We start from the raw sequence: 14,079 nt of genomic DNA, 5'->3' as shown, positions 1-14,079 counted from the left end.
CAATTGTTTTAGACCGCATTCATCGCTGGGGGATCTCCCACCAGCGATGTTTGCAAAGTCATTTTGTAGTTCAACCACACCGCCCGATTTTCTGGCTCAGAGCTGACCGGTTTGTGGGAGGAGGTCAGCATTTTCTCCGGCGAACCATCCTACTGCTCCATTTATGGGGTCTACCTCCATTGGGGGATCCGCAGTACTCTTTGGCTTTAGTGCCGGCTCATCCTGGGAGGCAACGGAATGCATGACTTTTGAGGCGGCAAGATCATTTGATCAGGCGGGTATGCATGAAGATGCTTTAGCGATTAAATGCACTAGCAAGTATTCTGCGGCAGCACCTAGTTGCATTAGGTTGCGCCAACAATATGAGAAGGAGTTACAAAAATCTCAATCTGCTCAATATGAAAAACCTCAGCAGCTTGTGTCGGCCAACCTATTGGGCGCCTATACGGAGACTATCGATCCAGTTACCGGGTATAAAACGATCATTGATACTCGAGGAACGCTTCCGCGCCCTATTGTCACGCGATGATTAGGCTCTACCAGTACTTCCAAACCCACCAGCTCCGCGACTACTCTCGGTGAATTCGTCAACCACCTTGAGTTCTACCTGTTGGACTGGCATGACTACTAGCTGAGCTAGACGTTCCATTGGTTCGAGTTTGAATGCTGTAGATCCGCGATTCCAAGTGCTGACCATCAGTTGGCCTTGGTAGTCGGAGTCAATTAATCCCACTAGATTTCCGAGGACGATTCCATGTTTATGGCCTAGGCCAGAACGTGGGAGTATGAATGCTGCATAGCGTGGGTCTTCCACATAAATCGCTAAACCTGTTGGCACGAGCACGGTTTGGCCGGGAGCAATTTCAATAGCATCATCAATGCAGGCGCGCAGATCTAATCCTGCGCTACCAGGTGTTCCATATGCGGGTAATTGGTCGCGCATACGCTCATCGAGAATTTTGACTTGAAGTTGTTGCATGGAATTTCCTAAAGCGGGATAAAAATAATTGGAATAAATGTTGGGTGAGACTAGATTTTTTTGGCGATCAGCTGAATTAGTTGACGTGCGAGCTGCAGCTTTTCAGCTTTGGCAATTTTCTTGCTACCACCCTCATCAATGATGAGGAGTTGGTTGAGATCGCTGCCAAAAGTATCTGGGCCAATATTGCCAACCACCATCGGGATGCCTTTGCGCTTACGTTTCTCTTCGGCATGCTTTTGGAGGTCAATGGATTCAGCTGCAAAGCCCACGCAATAAGGGTGTGCCTTGCCACCTTTGGTTTTGACCGTTTTAGCGACATCAGCAAGGATGTCTGGGTTGGCCACAAACTCTAAGCTTGGAGCTTGCTTACCCTGGCGTTTAATCTTTTCTTTCGCTGGCTTGGCAATACCCCAGTCAGCCACCGCAGCAACTGCAAAGAAAATATCACAGTCAGAAGATTGCATAGTGGCTGCATGCATTTCTTTAGCGTTGACTACGTTAGTGCGGGTAATTTTTCCGGTTGCGGCTAGTGGAGTATCTAAATCGCAAGGTCCTGCGACTAGATGAACCTCTGCTCCAGCCTCAACAGCTGCACGTGCGATCGCAAAGCCCATCTTTCCAGAGCTGCGATTTGTGATGCCGCGTACAGGATCAATCGCTTCAAAGGTAGGGCCCGCAGTAATGAGCACACGTTTTCCGGCTAATGGTTTCTTCTGAAAGAAGGCAATCAGTTGCTCGGTAATTTCAGCGGGCTCGAGCATACGTCCATAGCCTACTTCGCCACATGCCTGAAAGCCACTTGCTGGGCCGAGTAATGTGACTTTATCCGCAACGAGTCGCTCGGCGCTTCTTTGTGTCGCCGCATGTTCCCACATTTGTTTATTCATGGCGGGAGCCAGCAACAGCGGGCAATCTCTTGCTAGGCAAAGAGTGGAGAGTAAGTCATCTGCCAAGCCGAGAGAGAGCTTGGCCATCAGATCCGCGCTTGCTGGCGCAATCAAAATCGCGTCTGCCGCTCTAGAGAGCTCAATATGAGCCATGTTGTTAGCAATACTGCTATCCCATTGACTTGTGAAAACCGGATTACCTGTCAGTGCCTGCATGGTCACTGGCGTCACAAATTGCTGAGCAGCTTCAGTCATCACTACTTGGACACTGGCACCCTCTTGCATCAACTGGCGCGCTAGCTCAGCAGACTTATAGGCTGCAATGCCACCAGAGATGCCAAGAACGATTTTCTTATTTAAAAGTGATTGCATGGCGCCAGCTTAAAGGGATTGGGAAGTTTTGCCAAATGACTTGCGTAGCTCACCCCAAATGATGAGGGCCGCACCGATGCAAATAGCGCTATCAGCAATATTGAAGGCTGGCCAGTGCCAATTGGCGTAATGCAGGTCAATAAAGTCCACTACAGCGCCATACATGATGCGATCGAGGACGTTGCCCAGTGCGCCGCCCAGAATGAGGCTGAGAGCCCAGCAGAGCATTTTGTCGCCTAGGCTCTTGCGCAACAACCAAACGATATAAGCGGAGGCTGCCAAGCCAAGAGCTGTAAAGAACCAACGCTGCCAACCAGAGCCCTGCGCTAAAAATGAAAACGCAGCCCCTGGATTAAACAATAGGAGCCAATTCATAAATGGCAAAACAGGTTCAGGCACACCTAACTGCAAATTACTTAAGGCAGACCATTTGCTCAACTGGTCTAGCAATAGCGTAACAATTGCAATCGCTAGATAACGGAGAAATGATAAGTTTGCGTTCATAGGTCTTGATTGGTCTGCGTATATTTTATTTACGCAAACAAGCGTGATTCGCCATCACCAAAGAGATTGCTAATGCAGCGACCACATAACTCTGGATGTTCAACATTGGCGCCAACATCGGCAGTGTGATGCCAGCAACGACCGCACTTCTTATATTGGCTGCCACGAACAAGCACTTCAAGACCTGCATTGCTGAGTTCGAGATTAGCGCTGGAGGTGATGGTCACAAAGCGCAAGTCATCTTCCAGGGAATGCAGAATTGCGAAATCGACGTCACCAACTTTGATAGTGAGTTCGGCTTGTAAGGATGAGCCTACATTACCCGCTTCCCGTTCAATCTCAATTGCCTTAGTCACTTCGGAGCGAATTTCACGAACACGATTCCATTTGGCAAGTAGTTCAGTGGCTTGGGCAATTTCTGGGAAAGTGCCAAACTCTTCCATGAAGATGGATTCACTTAACTTCTCATCCGAACCATGCGGGAATGACAACCATGCTTCCTCAGCCGTAAAGGAGAGGAAAGGAGCAAGCCACTTGAGTAAGTTGCGGGTGATATGGAATAGGGCGTTCTGTGCTGCACGACGCTCTTTCGAATCTGGTGCGCTCGTGTAGAGGCGGTCTTTCAGAATATCTAAGTAGAAGCCACCCAAATCTTCTGAACAGAAAGTGAGCATGCGCGCTACAGCCGGCTGGAATTCATAAGCCTTGTAGTGAGCCTGAACATCTTGCTGCAACTGATTGGCCAGTGCAACAGCGTAGCGATCAATCTCCAGCCATTCACTTGGGGGCATCGCATGCTTGCTTGGATCAAAGTCGGAGAGGTTGGCTAGCAAGAAACGCAATGTATTGCGAATACGACGATAGCTTTCCACCACCCGTTTCAGAATCTCATCTGAGATGGTCATCTCACCGGAGTAATCGGTAGACGCAACCCAGAGGCGAATAATTTCAGCGCCCAACTTATCGGCAACTTGCTGTGGGGCAATCACGTTACCTACAGACTTACTCATCTTGCGGCCTTGACCATCAACGGTAAAGCCGTGGGTCAGGAGTGCCTTGTATGGTGGCTTGCCATCGAGCATAGCGCCCGTAAGCAGGGAGGAGTGGAACCACCCGCGATGTTGGTCTGAACCTTCGAGGTACAAGTCAGCTAAACGACCATCTGCATTTTCAGCTTCAGGGCGATAGAGTTCATTACGGTGTGATCCACGAATAACGTGCCAGTGTGTAGTGCCGGAATCAAACCAAACATCCAAGGTATCGCGATTCTTTTCGTATTGAGCAGCTTCTTCACCAAGCAATTCAGCTACCTCAAGTTTTTGCCAAGCCTCAATACCTTCTTTTTCAACACGCTTTGCAATTTCTTCAAGCAATTCAACTGTGCGTGGATGAGGCTCACCGCTTTCCTTGTGAACAAAGAAAGCCATTGGAACACCCCATTGGCGCTGACGTGACAAGGTCCAGTCTGGGCGGTTGGCAATCATGCTGTTGAGGCGCTGCTTACCCCAAGCTGGGAAGAACTCCGTGTTCTCGATGCCTGCCAATGCCGTCTCACGCAAACTTGCGCTGCCATCAGATGGTTTTTTGTCCATACTCGCAAACCACTGTGAGGTCGCGCGATAAATGATCGGCGACTTGTGGCGCCAGCAGTGCATGTAAGAGTGGGTGTAAGTTTTATCTCGCAAGAGGCTGCCTGCTTCACGCATGGCTTCAACAATCTTCGGATTGGCTTTCCAAATATATTCATTGGCAAAGAGTGGCAACCAGGATGCGTAGACGCCATTACCCATGACTGGGTTCAAGATATCTTTATCAGCCAGATGATTCGCCTTGCAAGACTTAAAGTCTTCCTCGCCATAGGCTGGAGCAGAGTGCACCACACCTGTGCCAGTATCTAGGGTGACATATTCAGCAGGGTAGATTGGTGAGAGGCGTTTGTATCCCTCATGCAATGGAGCAAGTGGATGCCAGAAAGAGATATTAGCTAACTGGCTGCCCAAGCAAGTGCCAATCACTTTGCCTTCGAGACCAAAATCTTCCAAGCAAGTTTCTACGCGGTCTTCTGCCAAGATGAGTAACTTGTCGCCAGTGTCCACCAAGGCGTAGCTGAGCTCAGGATGAACATTGACTGCTTGGTTTGATGGAATGGTCCAAGGTGTTGTAGTCCAAATCACAATCATTCCAGGCTTCGCTGGAATCTCAGGCAGACCAAATGCTTTTGCAAGCTGTGGGCGCTGCGCATCATCAAATGCAAAACCAACATCGACTGTTGGATCGGTTTTATCTTGATATTCCACTTCAGCTTCAGCTAATGCAGAGCCGCAATCAAAACACCAGTTCACAGGCTTTAGGCCACGGAAAACATACCCCTTTTCCCAGATCTTCCCAAGCGCACGAATTTCATCGGCTTCATTGCGGAAGTTCATGGTGAGGTAGGGGTTGTTCCAGTCGCCCAGAACACCTAAACGCTCAAAGTCTTTCTTCTGTTTATCTACTTGCACCTTAGCGTAAGCGCGCGCTTTTGATTGAACTTCAGCGGTCGGTAAATTTTTGCCAAATTCTTTTTCAATCTGAATCTCAATTGGCATGCCATGGCAATCCCAACCCGGGACATACGCAGAGTCAAAACCCATTAACCAGCGGGACTTCACAATCATGTCCTTGAGGATCTTATTTACCGCATGACCAATATGAATATCACCGTTTGCATATGGGGGGCCATCATGCAAGATGAACTTCGGTTGATTAGCATGCGCCGCACGAATCTTTTCGTAGAGTTTATTTTTCTGCCATTGAGCAACCCATTGAGGTTCGCGCTTTGGTAGGTCTCCCCGCATTGGGAACGACGTCTCTAGAAGATTGACGGGGTAAGAGTTTTCTTTTTCAGACATAAGCTTTTTTCTGGAAATAATTTCTGGCATGCGCTGCATCGGATGCAATCGCTTTGGTAAGAGTTTCGAGGTCAGAGTACTTCGCCTCGTCACGAATCTTTTCTAAGAGTTCTACGGTAATAATTTTTCCATAAACATCTGCGTTGTAATCAAAGATGTGCGTCTCCAGGAGAACGCGACCTTCATCTTCGACTGTTGGTCTTACGCCAAGACTAGCTACGGCGGGAAGTGGTTTATCGCCAAGCCCTAATACTTGCGCGGTGAAGATGCCGGAGCATGCAGGCTTACGATGATGCAGGTGATTGGCTACCGCCAAGTTCAGTGTTGGGAAGCCCAAGGTGCGCCCTAACTTTTGACCATGAATTACATGACCAGAGATGCCGTAAGGCCGACCTAATAATTTGGTGGCTTGATCCATATCCCCATTAGCTAAAGCATTGCGTAATGCTGAGCTAGAAATTCTTTCGCCATCTTCCTGCACCGTATGAATGCTGGAAACTTCAAAACCAAATTGCTCACCAGCAGCTTTAAGGCTTGCAAAGTTGCCGGCGCGTTTGGCACCATAGCAAAAATCATCTCCAATCAAAATCCATTTCGCATGAAGTTGTTTGACAATGATTTCAGAAACAAACTCTTCTGGAGTGAGGCGAGCAAATGCTGAATTGAAATGCTCCACCACGACGCGATCAATACCAATGTCCGCAAACGCAGCAAGCTTGTCACGTAAATTCAGAATCCGTGGGGGCGCTTGTTCTGGGGAAAAGAATTCCTTGGGGTGCGGCTCAAAAGTCATGACGCAACTCACCAAGCCACGCTCCTGGGCGCCGTCCTTCAGTTGTTTGAGCAGGGCGCGATGACCCCTGTGCACGCCATCGAAATTACCGATGGTTAAGGCACAAGCTGGTCCTGCAGAAAACTGGGTAGGGCCACGGAATACGTTCACTAAATCGCTTTCAGGGTCGCTTTCGGGGTAACCATCAATTATATTGTGGGCATGCCATCTATCGTTACCTTAATCTCAGGCCGCGGATCCAATTTCGAGGCCATTGTCAAAACAGCTCAAAAAGAGCAGTGGCCCGTCACTTTTGCAGGGGTGATTGCTAATCACTCTGCGGCTAAGGGCCTTGATTTTGCTCGCTCCCAGGGTATTCCTGCCTTTGCTATTGAGCACAAAGAGCATGCCACGCGTGAGTCCTTTGATGCTGCCCTAATCGAGAAAATCGATGAATTGGGTGCGGATTTGGTCGTTCTAGCCGGTTTTATGCGCATTCTGACCCCGGGCTTTATTCGTCATTTTGAGGGTCGACTCATCAATATTCACCCTGCCTTGCTACCAGCCTTCCCGGGTTTACATACCCACGAGCGGGCTTTGGAGGCCGGCGTAGCCGAACATGGAGCCAGCGTGCACTTTGTGACCGAAGGTGTGGATGAAGGCCCCATCATCTGCCAAGCCTCAGTTCCAGTGCTTCCAGGCGATGATGCGGATAGTTTGGCGGCACGAGTTTTGGCTGCTGAGCATCAGATTTACCCGCGGGCCGTAAAATGGTTCCTAGATGGACGATTGCGAATAGAAGGTAATCAAGTTCAGGTTCAACCACCGGAGTCGCAATTAATAAAATTATGAGTAAAGAACGTTCATCCCGCGGAGCTAGCGCTGGTAGTAAATCCGGGTCCAGATCTGGATCGCGCCTAGGCCCACAAAAAAGTTACGCCGCTAAATCCAAAGACCCATTGCGTCGCCCAGAGCGTCGTAATGCGAGCGGAAACATCATTGCGCCCGAAGGCCAAAAAAACTTTTCCAATGCAAAAGCATTGCCACAGCATGCGATTCATTTAGAGCGCTTGCTTCCAGAGTTATTGAATTTTGAGCAACCAGCAGATCGTGTTGTGAGTCGGTATTTCCGCTCTGAACCTCAGCTAGGTAATCGTGATCGAGCCTTAATTGCTGAGAGTGCTTTTGCTATCTTGCGTCGTAAAAATGAGTTCTCACAGTTCGCTTCCAGTGGCGAGGGTTCACAGGCTCGACGCTTAGCCCTATTGGGTTTGCTGTCTGCTTTGTCTGAAGGTGGATTAGGTTCCGCTAACCGTGCTGAGAGTGCGATTGCTGATTTAGCTCACGTATTAAAGACAGGCGAGTACGAGTGGTTACAACGTTTTGCTACGGTCGATCCATCAGCACTTAATCCCTTAGTTCGGAATAATTTGCCTGAATGGTTATGGGATGCTTTTGGAAAATATCCAGGCGAAGAATCTCGTGAAGAGTTGGCTAAATCACTCATGCATCCAGCACTTTTGGATTTGCGTGCGAACACCATGAAGACAACTCGCGAGCAACTGCTTGCGGAGATGAATGCTCTTGGTGGTCGCTATCAAGCAATTCCAACCCCTTACGCTCCTGATGGTGTGCGCATCATGGGTAAGCCCGCTTTGCAAAATACGGTTGGTTTTAAAGCGGGGATGTTTGAGGTTCAAGATGAAGGCAGCCAGCTATTGGCTTATTTGCTCGCCCCTAAACGCGGTGAGATGGTGGTGGACTTTTGTGCAGGTGCTGGCGGCAAGACTTTGGCGATTGGGGCAATCATGCGCTCTACAGGCCGTTTGTATGCCCTAGATACATCTGAGCGTCGCTTGGCCAATTTGAAGCCACGACAAGCCCGTAGCGGCCTCTCTAACGTGCATCCCGTATGGATTGATAGCGAGAACGACTCTAAGATCAAACGCTTGGCCGGCAAGATTGACCGCGTTTTGGTGGATGCTCCTTGTAGCGGTATGGGCACTCTGCGCCGCAACCCAGATCTCAAATGGCGTCAGACCCCAGAAGGCGTTCTGGAGCTCAATCAAAAGCAGATGAATATCTTGGCCTCCGCAAGCCGCTTGCTCAAGCCAGGTGGTCGCTTGGTTTATGCCACCTGCAGCCTATTGCCACAAGAAAACCAGCAAATTGCAGAAGATTTCTTGGCAAAGCACCCTAATTTTGAGGCTGTTCCTGCGGCTGAGGTTCTTAAGCCATTGTTTCCAAAGGATAAAATGCCTTTGGGATGCAGTCCTGATAACCCTTGGTGGCAGTTATGGCCCCATATTCACGGTACAGATGGCTTCTTTGGGGCTGTTTTTCAGAAAAAAGCGGCTGTTTCTGCGGTAACTGTCGATAAAGATGACGAAAAGTCGGTAAAAGTCAAAAGCAAGAAAGCCGTTAAAGAACTAAAATAAGGGTTTAGACCTCTCTGGGGATACCCTTTTGAATACAGTTTCAGGTTTTGATGCATTTCTCAGTTGGCTTGCTAATGGCTACTTAGATTGGGCATGGTGGCAGATCCTCGTTTTTACGCTGGTGGCTACCCACATTACTATTGCTAGCGTCACCATCTTTTTGCATCGCTGCCAGGCGCACCGCGCTTTGGAGTTGCATCCCATCATGTCGCATTTTTTCCGCTTTTGGCTCTGGCTGACAACGGGCATGGTCACTAAGGAGTGGGCAGCGATTCATCGCAAACACCACGCCAAGTGCGAGACTGTGGATGATCCACATAGCCCGCAAGTTCTCGGTATCAAGACCGTACTTTCTCGCGGTGCTGAGTTGTATAAAAAAGAATCACGCAATCAAGAGACCTTAGATAAGTTTGGTCATGGCACGCCGGATGATTGGCTTGAGCACAACATCTATTCCAAGTTTTCTTGGCAAGGTGTTGCCTTGATGTTGATCATCGATGTGTTCTTGTTCGGCGCAATAGGTTTAACAGTCTGGGCAGTGCAGATGTTGTGGATTCCAATTACTGCTGCCGGAATTATTAATGGCATTGGTCACTACTGGGGTTATCGTAATTACGACTTCGAGGATGCCTCAAGAAACATTTTCCCTTGGGGTATTTTGATTGGTGGTGAAGAGCTACATAACAACCATCACACCTTTGCTACAAGCGCTAAGCTCTCTAGTAAGTGGTACGAGTTTGATATTGGTTGGATGTACATCCAGATGATGAGTGCAGTAGGCTTAGCCAAGGTGAAGAAGACTTCTCCAAAGCCAGTGCTAAGCGACTTGCGTCCTGCCGATCAAGGCACGCTCGAAGCCATCATTGCTAACCGTTATGAAATCATGGCTCGCTATAGCAAGACCCTGAGCACATTCTTTAGTAATGAAGTTCAGCATATGCAGGTGTTGGCAGCCCACTTAAAGGACGCGCGCGCCTGGTTGGGCAAAGATGAGTCTCGTTTAACCGCGGATGAAAAAATCAAACTGGAAGAGCTGATGGCAACGAATGCGCAGCTACGAAAGATGATTGAGATGCGTCGTGATTTGCAAGCTATCTGGAGTCGTTCTAATGCCACGGGTGATCAATTGGTTTCTCAATTGCATACTTGGTGTCAGCGTGCAGAAGAGAGCGGGCTATCGAGTTTGCGCGACTTCTCATTGAGATTGCGTCGCTACGCTTAAGAGAAAAATCTAGGCAATAAAAAACCCGCTGATGTAGCGGGTTTTTTATTTGCTGCAAATAAATATCGAATCGATAAATTACTTGAGCTTTGTTTCTTTGTAAGCAACGTGCTTGCGAATGGTTGGATCGAACTTCATGATCTCCATTTTCTCAGGCTTTGTACGCTTGTTTTTTGAAGTTGTATAGAAGTGACCAGTACCAGCTGATGACTCTAATTTGATTTTTTCTCTGCCGCCTTTAGCCATTTGTGCGCTCCTTAAATTTCGCCACGTGCACGGAGATCAGACAACACAGCATCGATGCCGTTCTTGTCGATAACGCGCAAACCAGCATTGGTTAAGCGCAAGCTAATCCAACGGTTTTCAGATTCAACCCAGAAACGACGGTTTTGCAAATTCGGCAAAAAGCGACGCTTCGTTTTATTGTTTGCATGGGATACATTGTTGCCAACCATCGGCTTCTTCCCAGTGACTTGGCAAACTTTTGCCATGACATAACTCCATTAATTGCGAAAAAAGAAGATTGTATCAGTCTCCGAGCACTTTGATCTACCCCTAATTCGCTTTAGTTTTAAGGATTTAGCCCTCGAGCAGCTTTTATGGGTCAAAAATACCCGATAAGTTAGTGATTGCTTCTAATTAAAGTCTTTTTTCATAAGGCCTGAATCTGAAAAAGAGAAAAAACCACTCTCACTAACAATGCAATGGTCCAGGAGGGGAATATCCACCATTTGCAAGGCTTTAGACAGCATCTTGGTCAATTCCTGGTCGGCTAAGCTTGGAAGTGGGTTTCCGCTTGGGTGGTTATGGGCCACGATGAGGGCGCTGGCGTTCCTTGCAAGGGCTTCCTTGAGGATTTCTCGGGGATAGACGGCAGTATGGGTCAGGGAGCCTCTAAAGAGCTCCTGGCACTCAATCAGGTGCAGGCGGGAGTCAAGATGCAGGCAAAGGAAGACTTCATGTGGCAGGCGCCCAAATCGGGCTTGCAAGAACTCTTTGACATACCCGGGCGATGAAAAAACCGAGTCCTGGGAAAGAGATTCCTCGAGACTGCGCTTCACGAGCTCATAAGCAGCTTGAATTTGTGACCACTTGGAAATACCCATGCCATGAATCTGGGTTAATTCCTCTGGGGCGCACGACAGTAAGCGTGGCAAATTGCCGAAATGATGGAGTAGATCCTCGGCTAGTGCCACCGCAGATTTACCTTTGAAGCCAACTCGTAGAAAGATCGCAAGTAGCTCAGCATCGCTCAGTGCTGCTGCCCCAAGGGCGCGGAGCTTCTCCCGGGGCTGATCCATTTTTGGCCAGTCCGTGATGGGTGAGTGCACGCTGGGGTCAGGCCTAGATACAATTACCTTATGACTAAGCTTACGGTTTTGCCCAACTCCTTCCTGACTCTCAACTATCGGCTGACTTTGCCTAGCGGGGATGATTACATCAATACTTTTATCGATCGCCCTGCGACGGTGTTGATGGGTTCTGGACAATTTGCGCCTTGTTTTGAGAAGGTGTTAATCGGATTGGCTGTGGGTGAAAAGAAAAGCGCCTTGCTGCCGCCGGAAGAAAGTTTTGGAGAGCGCAAGGAAGAATTAATTCAGTGGGTTTCTTTGGGCGCGCTCAAAGAAGGTCGGGATGATGATGTGGAATTTAATCCTGGCGACGTGATTGAATTTAATGCTCCTGGTGGCGCGCAATATGCCGGTGTATTGCAATCGATTAATGAAGAGGGCGCTTGGTTTGATTTCAATCACCCGCTTGCTGGAAGGCCTGTCACCTTCGAAGCAGAAATCGTCGCGATTCTCTAACGAATGAGTAATCAAGCCCCAGCAGAAATTTTGATGGCGCAGCCCCGCGGCTTTTGTGCGGGCGTTGATCGTGCAATCAATATCGTCAATGAAGCGCTGACACGCTTTGGTGCGCCGATTTATGTACGTCATGAAATTGTTCACAACGCCTATGTCGTAAACGGTCTGCGTGAAAAAGGTGCCGTGTTTGTAGATGAGTTGCATGAAGTGCCCAAAGGCGGCATCGTCGTGTTTAGCGCTCATGGTGTTTCTCAAGAGGTGCGTAAGGATGCTGAGGCACGCGGACTGCAGGTGTATGACGCTACTTGCCCCTTGGTTACTAAGGTTCATCTTGAGGTCGTCAAGATGTGCAAGGATGGTTTCACGGTCTTGATGATTGGCCATGCTGGGCATCCGGAAGTTGAAGGTACGATGGGGCAGGTGAAAGAAGGTGTGCATCTGATTGAAAAAGTAGCTGATGTTGCTAAGCTGCCTTTTTCTGAGAATGAAAAAATTGCTTTTGTAACGCAAACCACACTCTCCGTAGATGAGACGAAAGAAATCGTCGATGCTTTAACTCAAAAATTCCCAAATATTGTTCAGCCACGTAAGCAAGATATTTGTTACGCCACTCAAAACCGCCAAGATGCTGTGAAATTTATGGCGCCCCAAGTTGAGGTGGTTATTGTGGTGGGAAGCAAAGCAAGTTCGAACTCGAATCGCTTGCGTGAATTAGCTGAAAAACTGGGCGTACCGGCTTACATGGTCGATGCACCAGAGCAACTTGAAGCCCAATGGTTTGAGGGTAAGAAGCGAGTGGGGCTCACTGCTGGTGCATCAGCCCCTGAAAGTCTAGCGCTCGCAATTGTGGAAAAGATTCAAGAATTCGGCCCTCGTAGTATTCGTAATCTAGAGGGTGTTGTCGAAGACGTTACATTCTCGTTGCCAAAGAATTTAGTTGGCTAGCTATAAAAAATAAAGGGGCTCAAAGCCCCTTTATTACATTGCACCCATTTGTTTCTAGGCAACCTGCTTGAGCAACTCTCTCAAGATGTTACACATCTGGCGGATTTCATCATCAGATACATTCAGTGCTGGCATGAAGCGCAACAGATTAGGTCTTGGTGAGTTAATTAGCAATCCCTCCGGACCTCTATCGCGAGCTAGTTCAACCAGCTTGCCGCCAATATCACCGCTCAACATCAGTGCACGCAATAGTCCTTCGCCACGCTCGCCATTCAGATTAAATTCTGCTGAGATAGAAAGTAATTCTTTGCTGAGCAATTCACCCTTTGCGCATACTGCATCCAAAAATCCTGGCGCCAGTAATTGTTCGATCACGCTGATACCAACTGCAGTCATGAGCGGATTGCCGTTATAGGTACCACCTTGGTCGCCGGGCACGAAACAAGCGACAGCATCAGTAGCCATCAGTGCTGCCAATGGAACACCGCCACCAATACCTTTACCTAGGGTCATGATGTCTGGTTCGATACCGTAATGTTGATAAGCGAACAGTTTTCCAGTGCGACCACAGCCAGCCTGCACTTCATCCACGATCAACAAAATATTATTTTCTTTGGTGAACTTACGCAGACTTTGCATAAATTCTTTAGTGACAGGGATTACGCCACCTTCACCTTGCACTGGCTCAAGCATTACTGCAACCGTTTTATCAGTCACCAGTTTTTTAACGGAGTCCAAATCATTTAAATCCGCCTTCGGAAAGCCTGGAACTTGTGGAGCAAACATCGTGTCCCAGCCCGGCTTACCAGATGCACTCATCGTCGCTAAAGTGCGACCATGAAAGCTGTGATCAAAGGTGATAATTTCAAAGGCGCCAGACTTATTGAGTTGACCCCATTTGCGTGCCAGCTTGATAGCGCCTTCATTTGCCTCGGCGCCGCTATTGGCAAAAAACACTTTGTTAAAGCAGCTGTTATCAGTCAATAGATTGGATAAGCGAATCATCGGCTCGTTATAAAAAGCCGGACTCGGATTAATGAGTTTCTTAGCCTGTGCATTGAGCGCTTCAATCATGCCGGGATTGCTATGACCCAGACAGTTCACTGCCCAACCTTGCAAGAAGTCTAAGTAACGCTTGCCATTGTTATCGGTGAGCCATGAGCCTTTACCCTCAACCATCACTACTTCTGGTCGTGGGGTAATAAACATCACTGAATGGGCATCTACGGATTGGGCTGGCTTATTCATATCGTATGCA

15 protein-coding genes are annotated in these 14,079 nt (G+C 48.4%); 6 read left to right on the top strand and 9 right to left on the bottom strand.

Annotated elements, in window-relative coordinates:
* Positions 1-163: 163 nt before the first annotated feature.
* Complete coding sequence (locus ICN30_RS10035) at positions 164-529, top strand: hypothetical protein (protein ID WP_216275355.1); 366 nt, start codon at positions 164-166, stop codon at positions 527-529.
* Here ICN30_RS10035 and dut read toward each other — a convergent pair whose 3' ends face one another.
* Genes dut through ICN30_RS10010 form a run of 5 tightly spaced genes read right to left on the bottom strand, consistent with a single transcriptional unit; the run spans position 530 to position 6,579 of the window.
* On the bottom strand, positions 530-979 hold the full coding sequence (gene dut / locus ICN30_RS10030; RefSeq protein ID WP_216275352.1) for a dUTP diphosphatase: 450 nt from the start codon (positions 977-979) through the stop codon (positions 530-532). It abuts the gene before it with no gap.
* Between the two features lie 50 nt (positions 980-1,029).
* Complete coding sequence (gene coaBC, locus ICN30_RS10025; protein WP_216275350.1) at positions 1,030-2,241, bottom strand: bifunctional phosphopantothenoylcysteine decarboxylase/phosphopantothenate--cysteine ligase CoaBC; 1,212 nt, start codon at positions 2,239-2,241, stop codon at positions 1,030-1,032.
* A 9-nt stretch (positions 2,242-2,250) separates the two neighbouring features.
* Positions 2,251-2,745, bottom strand: a complete 495-nt coding sequence (gene lspA, locus ICN30_RS10020) for a signal peptidase II (protein ID WP_216275348.1) — start codon at positions 2,743-2,745, stop codon at positions 2,251-2,253.
* 29 nt (positions 2,746-2,774) lie between these two features.
* Positions 2,775-5,654: an isoleucine--tRNA ligase gene (ileS, locus tag ICN30_RS10015; RefSeq protein ID WP_370626641.1), complete on the bottom strand. Its 2,880-nt coding sequence runs from the start codon at positions 5,652-5,654 to the stop codon at positions 2,775-2,777.
* Positions 5,629-6,579, bottom strand: a complete 951-nt coding sequence (locus tag ICN30_RS10010; protein WP_216275345.1) for a bifunctional riboflavin kinase/FAD synthetase — start codon at positions 6,577-6,579, stop codon at positions 5,629-5,631. Before ICN30_RS10010 ends, ileS begins: the two co-directional genes overlap by 26 nt.
* A gap of 51 nt (positions 6,580-6,630) precedes the next feature.
* Here ICN30_RS10010 and purN point away from each other — a divergent pair, with 51 nt between their 5' ends.
* From purN to ICN30_RS09995, 3 genes are read left to right on the top strand one after another with little or no spacing between them, the layout of a single operon-like run.
* Positions 6,631-7,260: a phosphoribosylglycinamide formyltransferase gene (gene purN / locus ICN30_RS10005; RefSeq protein WP_216225314.1), complete on the top strand. Its 630-nt coding sequence runs from the start codon at positions 6,631-6,633 to the stop codon at positions 7,258-7,260.
* Positions 7,257-8,846: an RsmB/NOP family class I SAM-dependent RNA methyltransferase gene (locus tag ICN30_RS10000; RefSeq protein ID WP_216275343.1), complete on the top strand. Its 1,590-nt coding sequence runs from the start codon at positions 7,257-7,259 to the stop codon at positions 8,844-8,846. Before purN ends, ICN30_RS10000 begins: the two co-directional genes overlap by 4 nt.
* Before the next feature lie 28 nt (positions 8,847-8,874).
* Positions 8,875-10,068, top strand: coding sequence for an acyl-CoA desaturase (locus tag ICN30_RS09995; protein WP_216275340.1), 1,194 nt, complete (start codon positions 8,875-8,877; stop codon positions 10,066-10,068).
* A 78-nt stretch (positions 10,069-10,146) separates the two neighbouring features.
* On the opposite strand, the gene rpmG is transcribed toward ICN30_RS09995, so the two are convergent.
* The 3 genes from rpmG to radC all read right to left on the bottom strand — a co-directional run bounded on the left by rpmG (position 10,147) and on the right by radC (position 11,399).
* Complete coding sequence (rpmG, locus tag ICN30_RS09990; RefSeq protein WP_015421876.1) at positions 10,147-10,314, bottom strand: 50S ribosomal protein L33; 168 nt, start codon at positions 10,312-10,314, stop codon at positions 10,147-10,149.
* An 11-nt stretch (positions 10,315-10,325) separates the two neighbouring features.
* Entirely contained in the window at positions 10,326-10,559 is a 234-nt protein-coding gene (gene rpmB / locus ICN30_RS09985) for a 50S ribosomal protein L28 (protein ID WP_011903570.1), read from the bottom strand.
* Between the two features lie 144 nt (positions 10,560-10,703).
* The gene (radC, locus tag ICN30_RS09980) at positions 10,704-11,399 is read right to left on the bottom strand and encodes a DNA repair protein RadC (RefSeq protein ID WP_370626638.1); all 696 of its coding nucleotides are present in this window, start codon (positions 11,397-11,399) and stop codon (positions 10,704-10,706) included.
* Between the two features lie 30 nt (positions 11,400-11,429).
* Here radC and ICN30_RS09975 point away from each other — a divergent pair, with 30 nt between their 5' ends.
* Both ICN30_RS09975 and ispH read left to right on the top strand, forming a co-directional pair.
* Positions 11,430-11,876 (top strand): peptidylprolyl isomerase, encoded by a 447-nt coding sequence (locus tag ICN30_RS09975; protein ID WP_041484945.1) that lies wholly within the window; start codon positions 11,430-11,432, stop codon positions 11,874-11,876.
* 3 nt (positions 11,877-11,879) lie between these two features.
* On the top strand, positions 11,880-12,821 hold the full coding sequence (ispH, locus tag ICN30_RS09970; RefSeq protein ID WP_216275338.1) for a 4-hydroxy-3-methylbut-2-enyl diphosphate reductase: 942 nt from the start codon (positions 11,880-11,882) through the stop codon (positions 12,819-12,821).
* Between the two features lie 54 nt (positions 12,822-12,875).
* Here ispH and ICN30_RS09965 read toward each other — a convergent pair whose 3' ends face one another.
* Positions 12,876-14,069: an acetylornithine transaminase gene (locus ICN30_RS09965; RefSeq protein ID WP_216275336.1), complete on the bottom strand. Its 1,194-nt coding sequence runs from the start codon at positions 14,067-14,069 to the stop codon at positions 12,876-12,878.
* Positions 14,070-14,079: the final 10 nt, after the last annotated feature.

The organism is Polynucleobacter sp. 31A-FELB (assembly GCF_018882405.1).
GTDB lineage: Bacteria > Pseudomonadota > Gammaproteobacteria > Burkholderiales > Burkholderiaceae > Polynucleobacter.
This window is presented reverse-complemented; position numbering and strand designations above follow the sequence as displayed.